Below are 21,538 nucleotides of genomic sequence, written 5' to 3'. Positions count from 1 at the left end.
TGACCGAATATATTGAACTTGGAACAGGCGGTTAGTTTAATGTTTTACCCAGCATTAGGGCTAAGATTAACGGGTTGCGTTATTAAACTTGGCTCATGAAAAGCAACGGATATCAACTTAATAAATTACATGATGCCCATAACTACTTAAAATACTCTTCACTCTATCCATTATTTCTTTTGAAGGAGGATGAACATTATCCAATTTATACTCTTCACCCATGGCAACCCATTTATGTTTACCCAGCTCGTGGTAAGGCAGTAATTCAATTTTTTCAATATTTTTCATGTCCTTGGTAAATTCACCAAGTAAATGAACGGATTGCTCGTCATCTGACCAACCAGGAACGACAACATAACGAATCCAGGTTCTTTGATTGCGTTTTGCGAGGTAGCGGGCAAATTCAAGCGTTCTGTGATTGGATACACCGACCAGTTTTTGGTGTATATCATCATTAATCTGCTTTAAGTCCAACATAACAAGGTCAGTATCGTGCAGCAATTCATCAATGACTGGATCATAACGGCGAACAAAGCCATTGGTGTCTAAACATGTATTGATTCCTTCTGCGTGGCAAGCCCTGAACCAATCACGGACAAATTCAGCCTGAAGAATCGCTTCGCCACCTGAGGCAGTAACACCACCACCCGATGCATTCATAAAATGACGATAGGTCGTCGCCTCTTTTATGAGTTCTTCAACCGTGACTGTTTTTCCTCCGTGGGTATCCCAGGTATCGCGATTGTGGCAGTAAAGACAACGCATCAAGCAACCCTGAAAAAAAACAATAAAACGGATCCCCGGGCCATCAACGGTTCCGCAAGATTCAAAAGAGTGGATACGGCCAAGTACGGACATGAGCGGATTTCTCCAAAAACTGACAAGTAATAAAGGCCCCAAGTATTAAGGGGCCTTTAGTTTATGTCATTTCAATAGAAGATAATGACATTTTGAGGTAACACAATTTTAATTGATGTTATTTTCAGCAATAACTCGATTACATTGTCTGAGTAAAAGTACGGGTGATAACGTCTTTTTGTTGCTCTTTAGTTAACGAGTTAAACCGTACAGCATAACCGGATACACGGATGGTCAACTGAGGATATTTTTCAGGATTCTCCATCGCATCCAGTAGCATTTCACGATTCATCACGTTTACATTCAGATGCTGACCACCTTCAATATCAGCTTCATGGTGGAAATAACCATCCATCAAACCTGCCAGGTTTGCTTTACGTACATCATCATCTTTACCCAGTGCATTAGGCACAATGGAGAAGGTGTATGAAATACCATCTTTAGCGTAGGCAAATGGTAGTTTGGCCACAGAAGTCAATGAAGCAACCGCACCTTTCTGGTCACGTCCGTGCATTGGGTTAGCTCCCGGTCCGAATGGAGCACCAGCGCGACGTCCATCAGGCGTATTCCCCGTTTTCTTGCCATACACTACGTTAGAGGTAATAGTAAGCACAGATTGTGTTGGAATAGCATTGCGGTATGTTTGCAGCTTCTGGATTTTTTTCATGAAGCGTTCAACCAGGTCACAAGCGATATCATCGACACGTGGGTCGTTGTTACCGAATTGTGGGTATTCACCTTCAATGTTGAAATCAATGGCCAGTCCATCTTCATCACGGATCGGAGAAACTTTTGCATATTTAATTGCAGACAGTGAGTCAGCGGCCACGGATAAACCTGCGATACCACATGCCATGGTACGGAGCACATCGCGATCATGCAGAGCCATCAATGAAGCTTCATAGCTGTATTTATCATGCATAAAGTGAATGATATTCAAAGCCGTGACATACTGTTTCGCCAGCCAATCCATGAAATGATCCGTGCGCTCCATGACTTTGTCATAATCCAGCACAGCATCTTGCATAGGTTCTTCTTTCGGCCCAACCTGCATTTTCAGTTTTTCGTCCACACCACCATTGATGGCATACAGCATGGTTTTTGCAAGGTTTGCACGAGCACCGAAGAACTGCATTTGTTTACCGACTATCATTGGGCTGACACAACATGCGATAGCATAGTCATCGCTGTTGAAATCAGGGCGCATCAAGTCATCGTTTTCATATTGCAGGGATGACGTGTCGATAGAGACTTTTGCTGCGAATTTTTTAAAGCTAAGTGGCAGTTTTTCAGACCACAGAATGGTCATGTTCGGCTCTGGGGATGGTCCCATGGTATAGAGTGTATTCAGGAAACGGAAGGTACTTCTAGTGACGAGTGTACGTCCGTCCAAACCCATACCAGCCAATGATTCGGTTGCCCAAATTGGGTCACCAGAGAACAGCTCATCATATTCAGGGGTACGCAGGAAACGCACCATGCGCAGCTTCATTACCAAATGGTCGATCAATTCTTGCGCTTGTTGCTCAGTCAGTTTGCCTGCTTGAATATCGCGTTCGATGTAGATATCCAGGAAGCTGGAAACACGACCGAAGGACATTGCTGCACCATTTTGAGACTTCACGGCTGCCAAATAGGCAAAGTAAGTCCATTGTACCGCTTCCTTGGCGTTGGTTGCTGGGTTGGAGATATCACATCCGTATTTGGCCGCCATTTCTTTGATTTGGCCCAGTGCGCGATGTTGCTCAGCAATCTCTTCACGCAAGCGGATAGTGGCTTCCAGATCTTCGCCGTTTTCTAATTTTTCTTGCAGTGAGGTGAATTGCGCCAGTTTGTCATTGCGCAGATAGTCGATACCGTACAATGCAACGCGGCGATAGTCACCGATGATACGACCACGGCCATAAGCATCCGGCAAGCCAGTCAACACACCAGATTTACGACATTTCAAAATATCAGGCGTATAAACATCAAAGACACCCTGATTATGAGTTTTGCGGTATTCGGTAAAAATTTGTTTCAGTTTTGGATCCAGCTCGCGGTTGTAAGCTTTGCAAGAACCTTCAACCATCTTAATGCCACCAAATGGAATAATGGCGCGTTTCAGAGGTGCTTCGGTTTGCAAACCAACGATTTGCTCCAGATCTTTTTCAATATAACCAGCATCATGAGAGGTAATTGTAGACGCAACGTTGGTATCAAAATCTACCGGTGAATGAGTGCGGTTTTCAATTTTGATACCTTCCATGACTTTTTCCCACAAAATATCTGTCTCTTTTGTGGCGCCTGCAAGGAATGATTCATCGCCTTCATACGGGGTATAGTTTTGTTGGATGAAGTCGCGAACGTTGACTTCATTTTTCCAGCTACCCTCGTTAAAGCCTTGCCATGCTACAGAAAATTTTTCATTTAACTCGGACATGATACTTCTACCTTTTAACAGTGGAACTTTTAAGAAATCTGGCGTGGAGGCGGATTAATGCTTTTTGCCGCCACGTAAATAAATGAACCAATAAGTCAACCCAACCAATATTGCACCGCCGATAATGTTGCCTATCGTTACCGGAATTAAATTATCAGTAATAAAATTTGAAACGGTGAGTTGAGAAAATTGTTCAGGGTTTGCTCCTACTTTTGCCCAAAACGTATCTGGGGCAAAGTTTTTGATGACGATCCCGAACGGAATTAAAAACATATTTGCGATACTGTGCTCAAAACCACTTGCCACAAACATACCAATGGGCAGTATTAGTGCGAATAATTTATCGATAAGGCTGCGTCCGGCGTAGCTCATCCAGACAGCCAGGCATACCATCAAATTGGCTAAAATGCCTAAGCAGATTGCTTCAATAAAAGAATGGTGCATTTTGTGGTCTGCTGTCTGCAATACATTCAGCCCCCAAGCGCCATTGGCAACGGTGTATTGGCCTGAGAACCAGAGCAAGGCGACAAAAAACAGTGCCCCAATTAAGTTACCGACATAAACGTTGAACCAGTTTTTGAACATTTGCGACCAGGTGATGCGTCCTGTCGCTTTTGAGATGATTGTTAATACAGTGGATGTAAAGAGATCGACACCGCATATCACTACCAGCATCAAGCCAAGGGAAAAACAGATCCCGCCGGTTAATTTTGCCAATCCATAAGGAATAGCGGATGTTCCTGTCGTTGCTGTAAGATAAAAAACAAAAGCAATGGAAATAAACACACCTGCCATGATTGCTGATAAATAAGTCACTGTGGGGTGTTTATTGACTTTATATACACCACTGTCATCAGCGATTTGTGCCATTACAGCAGGTGAAAATAAATTAAAAGGGTTGTCAGTTTTCATCCTAACACTCTCTTTATCCTTAGTTAATTATAGCACGCAATGATAGTAACAAATGGGCACAGACCTGAATTTGATATGGATCATATTAGGCCGAAAGTCTGATGGTTGTTCGGGGGCTAAATACGATTATTTTATTTTAACATGGTGATTTATAAAGGAAAAATATTTTTTAAAATTTATAAAAATATTTTATATAAGAAGTTTTGTCCATTAGGGAATAAAAAGTAAAATAACAGGTTAAATTGTTATTTATTTGTCATTTTAAAATAAATTATATTTAACCTGAATTTTACTTTTAATGTATTTGGCTTATTTATTTATCCAAAATTCGCGCTTGGCTTTTTGCAGCTTTTCATAAGCATTCAATAAGCTTTGATGTGCTGGCAGCGCTTTTAATTCTGAATCGATAGACCAAAGGCCGTGGAAACAGTTTTCTCCGGCGATTGCAGCAGAGGCTGCATCTACCGTATCTTGACCGTACATTCTCACAAATGCTTGGTAATATTGCTCTGGCTCGCGATCATCTTCTTGGGTCAACAGCAGCAGTGTTTGCAGACAACGGTAATAATTAGAGCGCCCTGCGGTGAAGACTGAGTTATTGAAGTCTTGAGTCCATTCAACCCAAATCAGGGCTTGCTCCAGATCGTTACCCGCCAGTGCCAGCATGGATTTTAATTCACCGATACGCAAGTTACTCCAGCCGTTATCTTTACCGGCAGCAATGCCTAATAATTCACGGACGCGAGTGAAGTCATCCAATCCTTCATCATCCAACTGTTCAAGGAGTGCAAGATACTCTTCCGGCTGCCATTGGCTTTCTGGCAACGTCAGGATAGTGTCACGCAAATGAGTGCCCATGGTGTTATTGGCGATATGAAGATCTTCGACTGGATAGATATCTGACATACCCGGCACCAGAATACGGCAAGCGTAAACACCGAGGTGTTCATAATCCGCGATATAAACTTCAGCATCCAACGTATTGAAGATACCCATTAAAGTAGTAAATTCTTCTTCTGTTGTTCCGCTGAAACTCCAATCTGCAAATTCATAATCGGCATCTTGTTTGAACAAATCCCAACTAATGGCGCCGCTTGAATCAATAAAGTGAGTTTCCAGGTTAGTATGCTCAGAAACTTCTTCGTCATCAAAACTTGGTGGCGTAAAGACATCCAGATCTTTCAGGCTGCGGCCTTGCAGCAATTCGGTAACAGTACGCTCCAGTGCCACGCCAAAGTCAGGATGGGCTCCAAAGGAGGCAAAACAGGTTCCGTTGCTCGGATTGAATAATACAACGCAAATCACTGGGAATTGACCGCCGAGTGAAGCATCGTAGCAATAAAGTGGGAAACCCTCTTCCTGCAATCTATTGACTGATTCAACCACGCCAGGATAGCGGTTCATCACTTCTTGTGGAATTTCAGGCAGGCTAATGCGTTCAGCAATAATGCGGTTTTTCACATAACGTTCGAATACTTCGGATAATCCCTGAACTCGGGCTTCATTGGAAGTATTGCCGGCTGACATACCGTTTGAAACGTACAGGTTTCCGACAATATTCATCGGAATATAGATAGTTTGGTTGTCTGACTGGCGAGTAAAAGGCAGGGCACAAATGCCTCGTTCTTCATTACCTGATTGTAAATCAACCAGTTGGCTGGCGCACAACGCATGATCTGGGTCATAAAAACGATGCAGACGTTCGTCTAAAATGCCTTCCGGCAGAGAGTCATCTTCTGGCAGAGGGAACCATTTCTCATTTGGGTAATGAACAAAATCGCCGTTGGCAATGGCATTACCGAGATAAAAATCAGCAAAAAAATAGTTTGTCGATAAGCGCTCGAAATATTCTCCCAATGCAGAAGCCAAGGCCGCTTTCTTGCTGGCTCCTTTACCATTTGTAAAGCACAGTGGGCAATCGCGATCGCGGATATGTACTGACCAAACATTAGGAACCGGATTCAGCCATGAAGCTTCCTCGATGTTAAAACCAAGAGATTGCAGTTTATGCTGGAAACGGTTAATGGAATCTTCCAATGCGGCGTCTTTGCCTGGGATGTAGGTTTGCGTCATCGTAATTCACTTCAATTTATGTTAGAGGCCGCATATCATACGGCGTTTTTTTTGTCTGCTCTATCAATTCCCAAAAATTATTGTTATTTAGAGTTTATTTTTTATTGGAATACATAATAAAATGGTTTTTTTACAAGAGGTTAAATAATGAAAAAGACTAAAAAAACAGCAATAGCCGGTATTTTGGCTTTAATCAGTGGTTCTGCATTTGCTTTGCCAAATATCACCGTGTTGGCAACCGGTGGTACAATTGCTGGGGGTGGTGAATCCGCAACTCAATCTAATTATACTGCGGGTAAAGTTGGTGTTGATGCTCTGTTGAATGCTGTACCAGCAATCAAAAACATTGCAGATCTGAAAGGCGAGCAGGTTGTTAGCATTGGTTCTCAGGATATGAATGACCAAGTTTGGCTGACTCTGGCAAAAAAAATCAATGCAGATTGTAATAAGACCGATGGTTTCGTGATTACCCACGGTACCGATACCATGGAAGAAACGGCTTACTTCCTCGATCTGACTACTCAGTGTAAAAAACCTATCGTTATGGTTGGCGCAATGCGTCCATCTACTGCACTGGGCGCTGATGGCCCGCTGAACCTGTACAATGCAGTGGTTGTTGCATCTGACAAAAACTCCGCAAACCGTGGCATCCTGCTTGCGATGAACGATTCCGTAATCCACGGTCGTGACATCGGCAAATTGAGCACGACTGAAGTTCAGGCATTCCAAGCTGTGAATGCGGGTGCACAAGGCTTCGTTCACAACGGTAAAGTAAATTATTACGCTAATGCGCCAGTAAAATCTGAAAAAGCACCGTTTGATGTCAGCAAATTGGATAAACTGCCAAAAGTTGGTATCGTTTATAACTACTCCAATGCATCTGAACTGCCAACAAAAGCGTTCATTGAAAACGGCTTCCAAGGCATTGTCAGCGCAGGCGTAGGTAATGGCAACATCTATACCTCTATTTTGGACACGCTGGCTAAAGCAGCAAAAGATGGTGTTGTTGTTGTTCGCTCCAGCCGCATTCCTTTCGGCTACACTACCCAGAATGCTGAAGTTAACGACAGCAAATATGGCTTTGTAGCATCAGAACGTCTGAACCCACAGAAAGCCCGTGTTCTTCTGCAGTTGGCTCTGACTCAGACTACTGATACAGCAAAAATCCAGGAAATGTTCAGTAAATATTAATTTCTGATATTGAGTACTTATTTTCCAATATTAAGTGCTTATTTCTGATATTAATTATTTCTGGTATAGAAAAACAGAAAGATGCGTTTAGTGCGTCTTTCTGTTTTTTTTAGTTTAAAATTACAACTAAGACAGAGAATTATTTTATTTCCGATCGGTAATATAACGTTCAGATAATTAGCTGTTCATTGGGAAATAGAACAGATATTCTTCTATAAACGTTAATTTTGTACTTCTGGTATCAAATACAGGCATATTTTCATACAATTTCCAGCAGGTAAGCTACCCGTAGCCTTTTTCAGACAACATGGGTAATTAAGGCATTAACGGATTATCTGCCTGTGAATACGCTTATCTGAGAGAATTCTCAGTAATTCACCGTACGCTCTGCAGTAGTTATTACTGGATGTTTGCATATTCCACAGCCTTCGGTATAAAAATATCAATTACCTAATTTGGTAAGGCTTTTTAATTTTTTCACTTGATATTGGGAGCCAGAAATAGTTTCTGTGTAATATTCAACCATAACCTTCAACGTAATTATCATTAATAATGAGTTAATATCACTGATGATGTAATTGATAGAAAAAGTTTATTTTTTATTTAGATGGAAATATAAATATGTTTTTAATATTTTCGAATAATCGAAATTTATATCATCGTGACATCCGATTGACACCCTGACATATGGGTAGTGATGCCATTAAGAACAGTATGTTATACAGATAATGGCAACAAATTTTAATAACCATTGCAGTGGCAGAGCGAGAGTGATAAAACCAATATATCCGGTTTTATTGTATCCATTGATAGGGTGAAATTAATGAATCAGGTATATAATTTCAGCGCTGGTCCCGCGATGTTACCAGCAGAGGTATTGCGCCGTGCAGAGCAGGAACTTTGTAACTGGCATGGTCTGGGAACGTCAGTGATGGAAATCAGCCATCGCAGCAAAGAATTTGTAGCAGTTGCAACTGAAGCAGAAAAAGATTTAAGAGATTTATTAGCAATACCTGAAAATTATAAAGTGTTATTTTGCCACGGCGGTGCCCGTGGGCAATTTTCGGCGTTGCCATTAAATTTACTGGGAGATAAATCAACCGCAGATTATATCGTCAGTGGCTATTGGTCCGAAGGTGCTGCCAAAGAAGCAGAAAAATATTGCACACCAAATGTCATTGATATCAGAACAGAAACCGATGGTATCAAAGGTGTGAAACCAATGAAAGAATGGGCATTGAGCAAAGATGCTGCTTATGTTCATTACTGCCCCAATGAAACCATTGGAGGCATCGGCATTTTTGAGGAGCCTGATTTTGGTGACGATACCATCGTCGTTGCTGATTACTCTTCAACAATTCTTTCTGCACCAATTGATGTCAGTCGTTATGACGTGATTTATGCAGGGGCACAAAAAAACATTGGGCCAGCGGGAATTACGATTGTCATTATTCGTGAAGATCTTTTGGGCAAAGCACACAAACACACGCCATCCATACTGGATTACACTGTGCAGGCTCAATATGATTCAATGTACAATACACCACCGACATTTGCATGGTATCTGTCTGGTATGGTATTTAAATGGCTGAAAGAGCAGGGTGGGTTACACGAAATAAGCAAACGTAATCATGCGAAAGCAGAACTCCTTTATCATGCCATTGATAACAGTAACCTGTATATCAACCGTGTTGAACTTAAAAACCGCTCCATTATGAATGTTCCATTCCAGCTTGCTAATCCGGCATTGGATAGCAAATTTCTGGAGGAAGCCTATGCTCGCGGCTTGCATGCACTGAAAGGGCATAAAGTCGCAGGCGGTGCCCGCGCTTCTATTTATAATGCGATGCCTTATGAAGGTGTCAAAGCACTGGTTGAATTCATGGCTGATTTCGAACGCCACAACGCTTAATGCTCTTATCGTCGGGAGAATAAAGTCTCCCGATATTAATATCCTGACTTGATTCTAAAAATTCAAAAATAATGTGTTAAAAACCGGAGATCCCTCTCTTTATGCAATCCCTGACGCTACAACCCATTTCACGTATTAACGGAACCATCAATCTGCCCGGCTCTAAAAGTGTTTCCAATCGTGCACTATTACTCGCTGCTTTTGCCAAAGGCACAACCCGTTTGACCAATTTATTGGACAGCGATGACATCCGTTACATGCTTAATGCATTGACAGCATTAGGTGTTTCCTATCGTTTATCTGCCGATCGTACTACCTGTGAAGTCGATGGCATGGGAGGAAACATCACAGAAAAAAGTGGGTTGGAGCTGTTTCTGGGCAACGCAGGAACGGCAATGCGGCCATTGGCAGCAGCATTATGTCTGGGAAACAACGATGTTGTGCTGACAGGTGAGCCACGGATGAAAGAGCGTCCAATTGGACACTTGGTCGATGCGTTGCGTCAAGGTGGGGCAAAAATTGATTATCTTGAACAAGAAAATTACCCGCCATTGCATATCAAGGGTGGTTTTTCTGGAGGAAAAGTTACCGTTGATGGCAGTGTTTCCAGCCAATTCCTGACGGCTTTGTTGATGGCTGCGCCATTGGCAGAAAACGACACAGAAATTCAAATTCAGGGTGATTTGGTTTCTAAACCTTATATTGATATCACGCTGGCACTGATGAAAAGTTTCGGTGTTGTGATTCAAAATGAAAAATATCAGGTTTTCCATATTAAGAGCCAACAACAATACGTATCTCCGGGGCAGTATTTAGTCGAAGGAGATGCTTCATCAGCGTCTTATTTCCTGGCAGCAGCGGCCATTAAAGGGGGCACAGTTCGTGTCACGGGCATTGGCAAAAACAGCCTGCAAGGTGATACCAAATTTGCCAATGTATTGGAGCGAATGGGGGCGATTATTCGTTGGGGAGATGATTTTGTTGAATGTGAACGGGGCACATTGACAGGCGTTGATATGGATATGAATGCCATTCCGGATGCTGCAATGACCATAGCAACAACTGCCTTGTTTGCGCAGGGAGAAACCGTTATCCGCAATATTTATAATTGGCGGGTCAAGGAAACTGACCGACTCAATGCCATGGCAACTGAACTGCGCAAGGTCGGGGCTGAAGTGGAAGAAGGGCATGATTACATTCGTGTGATTCCGCCAGAAACGTTAAATCATGCTGAAATCGAAACTTATAATGATCACCGCGTAGCAATGTGTTTCTCATTGGTCGCGTTGTCAGATACTCCTGTTACCATTCTCGATCCAGGCTGCACAGCAAAAACGTTCCCGGACTATTTTAATCAGCTTGAAAAACTCAGCCAGTATGCAAAGTAAGAGCAAAAAGTAGGAAAAAAGAACCGGAACAAAACGAGTGTCCAAGGAAGGAAGCCCAAAAAGTATGCGTGCTGAAAAAGGCTTCAGCATGAAAATTTGGGATAATTATGCCGCGCCTGTTTCGCTCATCCACTGAGTGCGTATAATAAGACAGACTTTTATTGCTTATTAAATGAGCAATTATCTGCATTCGGTAGATGATCTGTCATTCATGCGAATGTTATGCGAAAAGGAGGATAATGATGGCGGCGATAGCCCCAGTAATAACCGTTGATGGGCCAAGTGGCGCTGGCAAGGGAACACTATGTCAGGCATTGGCTGAAGCGTTGGGATGGCAATTACTTGATTCCGGTGCTATTTACCGTGTGCTGGCACTGGCTGCTATTCACCATCAGGTGGATATCCAGTCTGAAGACGCTCTGGTTCCTCTGGCTGCAAATCTGGATGTTCGTTTTGTACCTGAAAATGGCACGCTTCGGGTCATTTTGGAAGGCGAAGATGTCAGCAACGAAATTCGGACTGAAACTGTTGGGAATACAGCCTCACAAGCAGCAACATTTCCGCGTGTTCGCGAAGCACTTTTACGCAGGCAGAGAGCTTTTCGCCTCGCCCCTGGGCTGATTGCGGATGGCCGCGACATGGGAACAGTTGTGTTTCCTGATGCGCCAGTGAAAATATTTCTTGATGCAAGCGCGCAAGAGCGGGCGCGCAGACGCATGTTACAGTTGCAGGATAAGGGTTTTAGTGTTAACTTTGAAAACCTTTTGTCCGAAATACAAGAGCGGGATTTCCGTGATCGCAATCGGACTGTCGCGCCATTAGTGCCCGCACAAGATGCATTAATCTTGGACTCGACTAGCATGTCTATCGAAGAAGTGATTGATAAAGCACTAACATATGCGAAAAATGCGCTGGAAATACCAGCATAAATTGACAATTTTCGTAAATACGCTATTGCAGTAGTGTATTAAGAAGATGTATATAGAATTCTGGTGTGTGGGTAGTGAAATATGCTGGCACACCAAAACACCTTGTAACAAGGAAAGTTGCGAGGTATGTAAAACAACCCCATTCGGCCGGATGCTAAATGGACGTTAATTAAAACACTTGAAGATCATTAACATGACAGAATCTTTTGCTCAACTCTTTGAAGAATCCCTACAGGCTATCGAAACACGTCCAGGTGCAATCGTACGTGGTGTTGTCGTTTCCATCGATAAAGACGTTGTACTGGTTGACGCAGGTCTGAAATCTGAATCTGCAATTCCTGTAGAACAATTCAAAAATGCTCAAGGCGAGCTGGAAATCCAAGTTGGCGATGAAGTTGACGTAGCTCTGGACGCGGTAGAAGATGGTTTCGGCGAAACTATCCTGTCCCGTGAGAAAGCAAAACGTCACGAAGCATGGCTGATGCTGGAGAAAGCATACGAAGAAGCTGAAACTGTCACTGGTGTTATCAATGGCAAAGTAAAAGGCGGCTTCACTGTAGAACTGAACGGTATCCGCGCATTCTTGCCTGGTTCACTGGTTGACGTTCGTCCAGTTCGTGACACTGCTCACCTTGAAGGCAAAGAGCTTGAGTTCAAAGTCATCAAGCTGGATCAGAAGCGTAACAACGTAGTTGTTTCCCGTCGTGCTGTTATCGAATCTGAAAACAGTGCTGAGCGCGATCAGCTGCTGGAAAACCTGCAAGAAGGCATGGAAGTTAAAGGTATCGTTAAGAACCTGACTGACTACGGTGCATTCGTTGATCTGGGCGGCGTTGATGGCCTGCTGCACATTACTGATATGGCTTGGAAACGTGTTAAACACCCAAGCGAAATCGTCAATGTGGGCGACGAAATCACAGTTAAAGTACTGAAATTCGATCGTGAGCGTACCCGCGTATCTCTGGGTCTGAAACAACTGGGCGAAGATCCATGGGTAGCAATCGCTAAGCGTTATCCAGAAAGTACTAAACTGACTGGTCGCGTGACTAACCTGACTGACTATGGCTGCTTCGTTGAAATCGAAGAAGGCGTTGAAGGTCTGGTACACGTTTCAGAAATGGATTGGACCAACAAAAACATCCACCCATCCAAAGTTGTTAACGTTGGTGACGTTGTGGAAGTTATGGTTCTGGATATCGACGAAGAACGTCGTCGTATCTCCCTGGGTCTGAAGCAGTGTAAATCTAACCCTTGGCAGCAATTTGCTGAAACTCACAACAAAAACGACCGTGTTGAAGGCAAAATCAAGTCTATCACTGACTTCGGTATCTTCATCGGTCTGGACGGCGGCATCGACGGTCTGGTTCACCTGTCTGACATCTCCTGGAACGTTGCAGGCGAAGAAGCAGTTCGTGAATACAAGAAAGGCGACGAAATCGCTGCTGTAGTTCTGCAAGTAGATGCAGAGCGTGAGCGTATCTCTCTGGGTATCAAGCAACTGGCAGAAGATCCATTCAACAATTACCTGTCTGTTAACAAGAAAGGTGCAATTGTTAATGGTAAAGTAACTGCAGTTGACGCAAAAGGTGCTACAGTTGAATTAGCTGACGGAGTTGAAGGTTACCTGCGTGCATCAGAAGCTTCTCGTGACCGCGTTGAAGATGCAACTCAAGTTCTGAACGTTGGCGATGAAGTTGAAGCTAAATATGTAGGCGTTGATCGCAAAAACCGCGTAATCAACCTGTCTGTTCGTGCGAAAGACGAAGCTGATGAAAAAGACGCTATCGCTTCTGTGAACAAACAAGAAGACGCAAACTTCGCTAACAACGCAATGGCTGAAGCTTTCAAAGCAGCTAAAGGCGAATAATCTAAGTCAATAACGGCGGGTAATATTTTTCATAGTGATAATATTACCCGAATACGGTAGTTTAGGGAGGTACCATGACCAAGTCTGAATTAATCGAAAGACTTGCAGAGCAACAATCTCACATGCCGGCCAAAGCCGTTGAAGATGCAGTGAAAGAAATGCTTGATCATATGGCAGAAACATTAGCCGCAGGTGAACGTATTGAAGTTCGCGGATTCGGCAGCTTTTCTCTTCACTACCGGGCTCCGCGTGTGGGTCGTAACCCAAAAACGGGTGATAAAGTGGAATTGGACGGTAAATACGTTCCTCACTTTAAACCAGGCAAAGAGTTACGTGACCGCGTGAATATCTATGGCGAAAGCTAAGATAAGTTATTACTTAATTAACTAACGGCACCTTAGGGTGCCGTTTTTTGTTTCAAATTACCATTGAAGCAGTTTTTAGGAAACTGATTGAAAATGTTCATTTATTCACTTTACTGCAATTAATTTGCGAAGCGTCTCCAAAATAAACATTATCTAACTGGCTGTTGTACATACTTTCACATAATCTCTGCATGAATGGAGTTTTACGGTAGGGATATAAATGGATGCTGCGAGTTATTCAGTTTTTCTTTATGATTTGGCAGAAAACACCCCAAATTATCAGTTTAAATTTGGCTTCTTCAGCCATTATTTTTGGCGTTTTTCCTTTATTATTTCTCGTTGAACTTCCGCAGAAAAAATTGCTTCAATATCTGTCTATTCTTGTTCTTCTCTTATTATTTATACCTTATAAATCTATTAGAATAATATCATTGGGGTTGTGGGCATTTATTTTCGGATGTTGGCATGCTCATAAGATATTATCAGAAATAACTTATTTCAGCGAAACCTCCCACACTGCAATTGTGATGATTGATAGCGTATCGTTGGGAAATATAACAGAGAAAAAAGAGGAAAATGGGAAAAAAGCGTATTATCGTATTCGGCTTATTGAAAGCAATGGGAAATATATTTTCCCTGCGTTATATGCTTCAGTATCGTGGAACTCACCAGAGGTTCGTTTATGTGCTGGTCAGAAGTGGCAGGTTACAATGAAACTTCGGCCCGTCCATGCCCAATTAAATCAGGGAAGTTATGATAGCCAAAGGTACGCACTTTCTATTCATCAACCCCTTCATGGCAAAGTCATAAACGCAAAATTACTGGACGGGCGTTGTAATCTCAGGCAAGTGTTGATTAATAAACTAGCACCCGAAATTCAGCCATTGAAATATTCAGGTATTGTTTTGGCTCTCGCTTTTGGTGAAAGGGAGTGGCTGGATAAACAGACCCGATTTCTTTTACAGAAAACGGGCATCGCACACTTAATGGCGATTTCAGGATTGCATATTGCAATGGCCAGTTTATTTGGCTGGAGCGTAGCCAGGGTGAGCCAACTCTTTTTTCCTGCAGGATGGATAGGTTTTCGTTTCCCGTTAATTGCAGGGTGGTTAACCGCAATATTGTATGGCTGGCTATCGGGTTGGGGCATTCCGGCCATCAGAGCAATATTGGGGCTAACATTATGGTGTTATCTCAAGTGTAAAGGCAGGTTTTGTTTTTCATGGCAATGGGCCTTATGGAGCGCTGCACTTATTGTATTTTTTGATCCATTGGCAATACTTTCTGATAGTTTCTGGCTCTCATTCACTGCAGTAACAGCATTGTTATTTTGGTTCCATTGGATGCCATTACCAGAAAAGGTGCGTTATGGCTGGCGGTGGGTATGGCTACGTGGTTTGCATATGCAACTCGGTATGATGCTAATGTTGTTGCCATTGCAGCTTCTACTATTTCAGGGCATGAATATTGCGTCATTGGCCGCCAACTTATGGGCTGTCCCGATTATCTCTTTTTTGTCTGTACCCTTGGTAATGCTGGGGATTGTTTGCTTCTTTCTCCCAGTTGTCCAACCACTATTGTGGCAATTGGTTGATTATAGCGTTTTATTTGCATTATCCCCGTTGCCTGTTTTCACGCATTCATGGATTGAAATAGGAAATTACCCAATAATTATTACATTGTCCGCTTGGTTTTTGGTGGTGGTTTGGCGCTTGGGTTGGTGGAGATCTTATAAATGGCTATTGGGAATTTGTATTGGGATCATTGCATGCTATGCCAAACGATCCAATGATTATCAATGGCGTTTTTCAATGCTGGATGTCGGGCATGGGCTGGCTGTAGTGATTGATAAGGGAGGAAAAGCAATTGTTTTTGATACGGGCAATCGTTGGGAAACAGGCAGCATGGCAGAAAAAGTCATTGATCCTTATTTGCGTTGGCATCGACTAATGCTGGAACAGATCATCCTCAGTCACGATCATTTGGATCATACAGGGGGAGTCGAATATTTGACGGAAAAATATTCTGATATACCAATAAGAAGCCCTTTCTCGAATCCTGCCCATTTACCTTGTATTCGTGGCGAGACATGGAAATGGCAGGGGCTGAACTTTAGCGTTCTTTGGCCACCAGAAAAAAAAGCGAGCGCTGGAAATAATCAATCATGCGTGATTCGTATTGATGATGGCAAACACAGCTTGCTGTTAACGGGCGATTTAGAGAGGCAGGGTGAATATCGCTTATCGGAGCTTGAGAAGAGCCAGCTAAATGCAACAGTGCTGCAAGTGCCTCATCATGGCAGTAATACGTCTTCTACTTCAGTATTTATCCGTAGGGTTATGCCTCAATATGCATTGGCTTCAGTTGCACGCTATAGCCCGTGGAAATTGCCTTCGGTGAAAGTGAAACAGCGCTATAAAGATGCAGGGATTGAATGGCACAGCACTGCCGTTTCTGGTCAGATAACAGGCTATTTTTATCGGGATCAGATTAAATTAGAAGGTTATCGACAACAAATAGTATCACGATGGTATCATCAGTGGTTTGGTATTCGTGGCGATCATGAGTAGAATGATTCGCTATTTCTTTTGGTTTTGGTAACTCAATAATGAATGATAAAGACCTTTCTACCTGGCAGACCTTTCGCCGCCTGTGGCCGATGATCACACCATTTAAGCTTGGATTGTTAGTTGCGGCGGTTGCATTAGTTATCAACGCTGCCGGTGATACATTGATGCTTTCCTTGCTGAAGCCTTTGCTTGATGAGGGTTTTGGCAAGGCAGACATGAGTGTATTAAAGTGGATGCCACTGGTTGTTATCGGGTTGATGTTGTTACGTGGCTTATCTGGGTTTGTATCAAGTTATTGCATATCTTGGGTATCAGGCAAGGTGGTTATGCAGATGCGTCGTCGTCTGTTCAATCACATGATGGGAATGCCTGTCTCCTTTTTCGACCAGCAATCCACGGGAACATTGCTTTCCCGTATTACGTATGATTCTGAACAGGTTGCTTCTTCTTCCTCCGGTGCATTGGTGACCGTGGTCAGGGAAGGGGCATCAATTATTGGCCTGTTTATTTTGATGTTCTACTACAGTTGGGAACTTTCCCTTATTTTGATTGTGATTGCGCCGATTGTTGCAGGGGTTATTCGCCTTGTTTCCGTGCGTTTCCGCAATATCAGCAAAAACATGCAAAACAGCATGGGTATGGTGACAACCAGTGCCGAGCAAATGCTGAAAGGGCATAAAGAAGTTTTAATTTTTGGTGGCCAGCAAGTTGAAACTACACGTTTCAATAAAGTCAGCAATCATATGCGCCAACAGGGCATGAAAATGGTTTCTGCTGATTCCATTTCAGACCCGATTATTCAATTGATTGCCTCTTTTGCTTTGGCATTTATTCTGTATGCCGCGAGCTTCCCTGAAATTATGGGAGCTTTGACAGCGGGAAAAATCACTGTTGTCTTCTCTTCTATGATTGCTCTCATGCGCCCATTGAAATCGTTGACTAACGTTAATTCACAGTTCCAACGTGGTATGGCTGCTTGTCAAACCTTATTCTCCATTTTGGATCTGGAACAGGAAAAAGATGACGGCAAACTGGAAGTTAAAAAGGCAAAAGGGGATATTGAATTCCGTGATGTCACATTTAGCTATCCGACTAAAGACCAGCCCGCATTGAAAAAGATTTCAATGACAATTCCGGCAGGCAAGACTATTGCATTAGTTGGGCGTTCAGGTTCCGGTAAATCGACAATCGCCAATCTGCTCACGCGTTTTTACGATGTGAATGAAGGCCAGATTACACTGGATGGTCATGATTTGCGCGAATATACGTTGGCTTCGCTGCGTAACCAAATTGCGCTTGTATCGCAAAATGTACATCTGTTCAATGATACTGTTGCTAATAATATCGCTTATGCCTGTGAAGGAAAATTCAGTCGTGAAGAGATTGAACGGGCGGCAGAAATGGCTTATGCCATGGACTTTATCAAAAAGATGGATAACGGTCTTGATACCATGATTGGTGAAAATGGGGTCTTGCTTTCTGGCGGCCAACGCCAGCGTATTGCCATTGCCCGGGCTTTACTGCGTGATACGCCAATTTTGATTTTGGATGAAGCGACGTCAGCATTGGATACAGAATCTGAACGCGCTATCCAAGCTGCATTGGATGAGTTGCAGAAAAACAGAACGGCTTTGGTTATTGCCCACCGTCTTTCCACTATTGAAAATGCGGATGAAATTATTGTCATTGAAGATGGGAATATTATCGAAAGAGGCAACCACATTACTCTTTTGGGACATGAAGGTGCGTATGCGCAATTATATCGGATGCAGTTTGGCCAATGATTGAACGCATATGGTCAGGCCGTTCATGGCTTTATATTGCGCTATTGCCATTATCAGCCCTTTATGGGCTGATAAGCGGTTTGCGCCGCCTAAGTTATAAACTGGGATTGAGCCGTTCCTGGAAAGCACCAGTACCTGTTGTTGTTGTAGGGAATCTGACTGCAGGAGGAAATGGAAAAACACCTGTCGTGATTTGGTTGGTTGAACAATTACAGCAAAAAGGCTATCAGGTTGGGGTTGTATCGCGTGGTTACGGTGGGAAGTCAGCAGATTACCCATTATTGGTTACAAGTGACGTGACAACAGCGCAAGCAGGCGATGAGCCTGTTTTAATCCATCGCCGTACTTCGGCGCCAGTTGCTGTTGCCCCAAAACGTGCTGAAGCCATCAACGCATTGTTGGCACATCATTCAGTCGATATCGTCATTACGGATGATGGCCTGCAACATTATGCCTTGCAGCGTGATTACGAAATTGTCGTTATTGATGGAGTTCGTCGTTTCGGCAATGGTTGCTGGCTACCTGCCGGCCCGATGAGAGAATTGGCAGGCCGTTTGGATAGTGTGAATGCCATTATTGTTAATGGCGGAACACCTAAATCAGGTGAGTTGCCAATGTCCTTGAAAGGGGAACTGGCAGTGAATTTACTGACAGGTGAAACACGTAAAGTCAGTGATATCCCGAATTGTGTTGCAATGGCGGGGATTGGTCATCCACCACGCTTCTTTGCGACATTACAACAATTGGGTGCAGATTTGCAGAAAACCCATGCTTTTGCTGATCATCAGTCATATGAGCAATCTCAATTATTGGGTTTGACAACTGGCAATCAAAACTTGTTGATGACAGAGAAAGATGCCGTTAAATGTTTTCAATTTTCCCAGCCCAATTGGTGGTATTTGCCGGTATCCGCCCATTTACCTGAAAAGGAAGGCAAACAGATGTTGGATGAGATCCTCGGGCTATTGCCGAAATCAATCTTTCATCAATAATACCTTTCATTAATATTATTGGAAAACCGTAACAGCGCAGTAACACGGCATTGCATAGCGCATTGCTTGTGATATTCTGAGCCGCATTAAATTTAAGGCCCGTTATTTGGGGGATATATGGATCACCGTTTACTCGAAATTATCGCTTGTCCGGTATGTCATGGTAAGCTCAGTTACGATAAAGAAAACTCTGAACTGATTTGCAAACTTGATCGCCTCGCTTTTCCTGTCCGTGATGGCATTCCTGTTCTGCTGGAAAACGAATCACGTGCCTTGCCAACAGAGGATAACAAATAACTCATGTTTACCGTCATCATTCCTGCACGCTTTGCCTCAACCCGCCTTCCTGGAAAACCTTTGGCTGATATTCACGGTAAGCCTATGATTGTGCGTGTTATGGAACGGGCAGCACGTTCTGGCGCTAATCGGGTTATTATCGCGACAGATAATCAAGATGTTTTTGATGCTGTGGTTGCGGCAGGGGGTGAAGCTTGTATGACAAATGAGAATCACCATTCGGGCACAGAGCGTTTGGCTGAAGTGATCGACAAATATCAATTTGCTGACGATGAAATCATTGTAAATGTTCAGGGAGATGAACCTCTTATTCCAGAACAAATCATTCGGCAAGTAGCGGATAATTTGGCTGGCTGCGATGCAGGCATGGCAACACTCGCTGTATCAATACAAAATGCAGAAGAAGCATTCAATCCCAATGCAGTGAAAGTCGTCATGGATGCACAAGGGTATGCGCTTTATTTTTCACGCGCGACAATCCCGTGGGAACGTGATCGCTTTATACAATCCAAAGAGGCCATTGGTGATCATTTCCTGCGTCATATCGGGATCTATGCATATCGGGCAGGGTTTATCCGCCGTTATGTCGAATGGGCACCAAGTCCATTGGAAAATATAGAGATGCTCGAACAATTGCGTGTGCTTTGGTACGGTGAAAAAATACATGTGGCAAAAGCTCTGCAAGCTCCCGGAGCAGGTGTCGATACACCAGAAGATCTGGAGATAGTCAGAAAGGCTTTCGCTGCGTCTTGATTTTTTACCGGCACAAATATCGGTTGAATATCAATTAAAAAGAGAGAATGCCAAATTGCGGCATTCTCTCTTTTTTCTCTCTGTTAATGAGATTTAATCATTACGGGTTTGGTGCGGTCGCTGATATATCAGTCGATTATCAAGTTGCAGCTCTGTTGTCCATTCTGCCTTATTCAACTGCTGTTTTTAACATTGTGTTTTTATAACTGTGTTCTTATAACCATACAGTTAGCTCTATCCCAGAGATTAATGAACTGCTGCCTTGAGGGGTATTTTTATGGGATAACTTGATGGCGCGAATTACCCCTTTTCTTGTTCCTTTTGATTGTTGTTATCGGAGCTTGCAGGCTTAATCGCTTGCCAGATACGCCCTAATGTTTCATACCAAGCACGTTCTGTATGTGAAAAGTAATAGGCCGAAGGAATATATTTTTCCCATGGGTAAAGTGGCGTTGTTACAGCCAATTGATTCGCAGGGCCTGCAATTGGATGTAATCCCCGCTGCTCAAAGAACTTTAGCGACCTTTTCATATGATTGGCGGACGTAACAAGAATAAAAGGCTGTTGCCCCACAACCTTTTCAACTTCTGCAGACTCTTCTTCCGTATCCAAAGGTTTGTTTAATGCTATTGTGTCTTCTACAGGAATACCCATAGATTGTGCTACCATAGCGGCAATTTCGGCACTGCTGATTGAATTAACACCTTTACCGCCCGTGAAAATCATTTTAGCGCCGGGATTAAGATGGTATAACCGAATACCTTCAGTTACCCGCGGTAAACTATTGCTGATAAGGTTGGCGCTGGGAGCCCAATGAGGGTTATAGGTGAATCCACCGCCGAGAACTACAATGTATTTTATGGGTGATGCCTGTGTGTTATGCGTGTTGTCAGATGGTGTATCAGGTTCATAGCGCTGAACATATTTCCCTTCAACAGGAAGTAAGAGTCTGTCTGCAATAGGCTGTAAACTTAATAAAAGTAATGTAAGCCAACTGAGTGATAAAATGATTTTTCCTGTTTTTTGCCAGCGCGTGAACCACAGCAATAACAGGGCGACGAAAGAAACGATAATAATCAATGGCAAGGGCATTAATAGCGAGCCGATATATTTTTTTAGCAGGAATAGCATTGATGAGCCTTGATTTGGTTGAATTATAGTCGCGTAGGGTTGAATTTAAGGCGAAAAGTAGTTAATTAAACGATTACTGTGCCAAAATAACAGT

General features: G+C 43.1%; 16 protein-coding genes. 11 read left to right on the top strand and 5 right to left on the bottom strand.

What is annotated here, in order from left to right; all coding sequences use genetic code 11:
• Window positions 1-117 precede the first annotated feature (117 nt).
• From pflA to ycaO, 4 genes are all read right to left on the bottom strand, one after another.
• Entirely contained in the window at window positions 118-858 is a 741-nt protein-coding gene (gene pflA, locus BM100_RS00800) for a pyruvate formate lyase 1-activating protein (RefSeq protein ID WP_092507142.1), read from the bottom strand.
• 139 nt (window positions 859-997) lie between these two features.
• Window positions 998-3,280: a formate C-acetyltransferase gene (gene pflB / locus BM100_RS00795; RefSeq protein ID WP_092507141.1), complete on the bottom strand. Its 2,283-nt coding sequence runs from the start codon at window positions 3,278-3,280 to the stop codon at window positions 998-1,000.
• Between the two features lie 54 nt (window positions 3,281-3,334).
• Entirely contained in the window at window positions 3,335-4,192 is an 858-nt protein-coding gene (focA, locus tag BM100_RS00790) for a formate transporter FocA (RefSeq protein ID WP_092507140.1), read from the bottom strand.
• Between the two features lie 309 nt (window positions 4,193-4,501).
• Window positions 4,502-6,265: a 30S ribosomal protein S12 methylthiotransferase accessory factor YcaO gene (gene ycaO / locus BM100_RS00785; protein ID WP_092507139.1), complete on the bottom strand. Its 1,764-nt coding sequence runs from the start codon at window positions 6,263-6,265 to the stop codon at window positions 4,502-4,504.
• A 147-nt stretch (window positions 6,266-6,412) separates the two neighbouring features.
• On the opposite strand from ycaO, the gene ansB reads away from it, so the two are divergent.
• The 11 genes from ansB to kdsB all read left to right on the top strand — a co-directional run bounded on the left by ansB (window position 6,413) and on the right by kdsB (window position 20,313).
• Complete coding sequence (gene ansB / locus BM100_RS00780) at window positions 6,413-7,456, top strand: L-asparaginase 2 (RefSeq protein WP_092507138.1); 1,044 nt, start codon at window positions 6,413-6,415, stop codon at window positions 7,454-7,456.
• An 823-nt stretch (window positions 7,457-8,279) separates the two neighbouring features.
• Window positions 8,280-9,368 carry a 3-phosphoserine/phosphohydroxythreonine transaminase gene (gene serC, locus BM100_RS00775; RefSeq protein WP_092507137.1) on the top strand — a complete coding sequence of 363 codons (1,089 nt, stop codon included), beginning with the start codon at window positions 8,280-8,282 and terminating at the stop codon, window positions 9,366-9,368.
• A gap of 101 nt (window positions 9,369-9,469) precedes the next feature.
• The gene (gene aroA / locus BM100_RS00770) at window positions 9,470-10,756 is read left to right on the top strand and encodes a 3-phosphoshikimate 1-carboxyvinyltransferase (RefSeq protein WP_092507136.1); all 1,287 of its coding nucleotides are present in this window, start codon (window positions 9,470-9,472) and stop codon (window positions 10,754-10,756) included.
• 242 nt (window positions 10,757-10,998) lie between these two features.
• Window positions 10,999-11,685, top strand: coding sequence for a (d)CMP kinase (gene cmk, locus BM100_RS00765; RefSeq protein WP_092507135.1), 687 nt, complete (start codon window positions 10,999-11,001; stop codon window positions 11,683-11,685).
• Between the two features lie 193 nt (window positions 11,686-11,878).
• The gene (rpsA, locus tag BM100_RS00760; protein ID WP_092507134.1) at window positions 11,879-13,552 is read left to right on the top strand and encodes a 30S ribosomal protein S1; all 1,674 of its coding nucleotides are present in this window, start codon (window positions 11,879-11,881) and stop codon (window positions 13,550-13,552) included.
• 74 nt (window positions 13,553-13,626) lie between these two features.
• Window positions 13,627-13,917 (top strand): integration host factor subunit beta, encoded by a 291-nt coding sequence (gene ihfB / locus BM100_RS00755; RefSeq protein WP_038237207.1) that lies wholly within the window; start codon window positions 13,627-13,629, stop codon window positions 13,915-13,917.
• Between the two features lie 224 nt (window positions 13,918-14,141).
• The gene (locus BM100_RS00750) at window positions 14,142-16,487 is read left to right on the top strand and encodes a ComEC family protein (protein WP_092507133.1); all 2,346 of its coding nucleotides are present in this window, start codon (window positions 14,142-14,144) and stop codon (window positions 16,485-16,487) included.
• 35 nt (window positions 16,488-16,522) lie between these two features.
• A complete protein-coding gene (gene msbA, locus BM100_RS00745) occupies window positions 16,523-18,271 on the top strand; it encodes a lipid A ABC transporter ATP-binding protein/permease MsbA (RefSeq protein ID WP_092507132.1) in 1,749 nt (582 codons plus the stop codon).
• The gene (gene lpxK, locus BM100_RS00740) at window positions 18,268-19,263 is read left to right on the top strand and encodes a tetraacyldisaccharide 4'-kinase (RefSeq protein ID WP_092507131.1); all 996 of its coding nucleotides are present in this window, start codon (window positions 18,268-18,270) and stop codon (window positions 19,261-19,263) included. Before msbA ends, lpxK begins: the two co-directional genes overlap by 4 nt.
• Window positions 19,264-19,380: 117 nt before the next feature.
• Window positions 19,381-19,560: a Trm112 family protein gene (locus BM100_RS00735; protein ID WP_092507130.1), complete on the top strand. Its 180-nt coding sequence runs from the start codon at window positions 19,381-19,383 to the stop codon at window positions 19,558-19,560.
• Window positions 19,561-19,563: 3 nt separating this feature from the next.
• Window positions 19,564-20,313, top strand: a complete 750-nt coding sequence (gene kdsB / locus BM100_RS00730; RefSeq protein WP_092507129.1) for a 3-deoxy-manno-octulosonate cytidylyltransferase — start codon at window positions 19,564-19,566, stop codon at window positions 20,311-20,313.
• Between the two features lie 300 nt (window positions 20,314-20,613).
• On the opposite strand, the gene elyC is transcribed toward kdsB, so the two are convergent.
• Window positions 20,614-21,444, bottom strand: coding sequence for an envelope biogenesis factor ElyC (gene elyC, locus BM100_RS00725; RefSeq protein ID WP_092507128.1), 831 nt, complete (start codon window positions 21,442-21,444; stop codon window positions 20,614-20,616).
• Window positions 21,445-21,538: the final 94 nt, after the last annotated feature.

This window comes from Xenorhabdus mauleonii (genome assembly GCF_900113945.1).
In the GTDB taxonomy this organism is placed as follows: Bacteria; Pseudomonadota; Gammaproteobacteria; order Enterobacterales; family Enterobacteriaceae; genus Xenorhabdus; species Xenorhabdus mauleonii.
Note: the sequence above shows the minus strand (reverse complement) of the source record. Positions and strands in the feature narration are given on the sequence as shown.

Bases quoted from the DNA above. Each gene is read 5' to 3' on its own strand.
- pflA (WP_092507142.1), bottom strand. From the start codon at position 858: ATGTCCGTACTTGGCCGTATCCACTCTTTTGAATCTTGCGGAACCGTT.
- pflB (WP_092507141.1), bottom strand. From the start codon at position 3,280: ATGTCCGAGTTAAATGAAAAATTTTCTGTAGCATGGCAAGGCTTTAAC.
- focA (WP_092507140.1), bottom strand. From the start codon at position 4,192: ATGAAAACTGACAACCCTTTTAATTTATTTTCACCTGCTGTAATGGCA.
- ycaO (WP_092507139.1), bottom strand. From the start codon at position 6,265: ATGACGCAAACCTACATCCCAGGCAAAGACGCCGCATTGGAAGATTCC.
- ansB (WP_092507138.1), top strand. From the start codon at position 6,413: ATGAAAAAGACTAAAAAAACAGCAATAGCCGGTATTTTGGCTTTAATC.
- serC (WP_092507137.1), top strand. From the start codon at position 8,280: ATGAATCAGGTATATAATTTCAGCGCTGGTCCCGCGATGTTACCAGCA.
- aroA (WP_092507136.1), top strand. From the start codon at position 9,470: ATGCAATCCCTGACGCTACAACCCATTTCACGTATTAACGGAACCATC.
- cmk (WP_092507135.1), top strand. From the start codon at position 10,999: ATGGCGGCGATAGCCCCAGTAATAACCGTTGATGGGCCAAGTGGCGCT.
- rpsA (WP_092507134.1), top strand. From the start codon at position 11,879: ATGACAGAATCTTTTGCTCAACTCTTTGAAGAATCCCTACAGGCTATC.
- ihfB (WP_038237207.1), top strand. From the start codon at position 13,627: ATGACCAAGTCTGAATTAATCGAAAGACTTGCAGAGCAACAATCTCAC.
- BM100_RS00750 (WP_092507133.1), top strand. From the start codon at position 14,142: ATGCTGCGAGTTATTCAGTTTTTCTTTATGATTTGGCAGAAAACACCC.
- lpxK (WP_092507131.1), top strand. From the start codon at position 18,268: ATGATTGAACGCATATGGTCAGGCCGTTCATGGCTTTATATTGCGCTA.
- BM100_RS00735 (WP_092507130.1), top strand. From the start codon at position 19,381: ATGGATCACCGTTTACTCGAAATTATCGCTTGTCCGGTATGTCATGGT.
- kdsB (WP_092507129.1), top strand. From the start codon at position 19,564: ATGTTTACCGTCATCATTCCTGCACGCTTTGCCTCAACCCGCCTTCCT.
- elyC (WP_092507128.1), bottom strand. From the start codon at position 21,444: ATGCTATTCCTGCTAAAAAAATATATCGGCTCGCTATTAATGCCCTTG.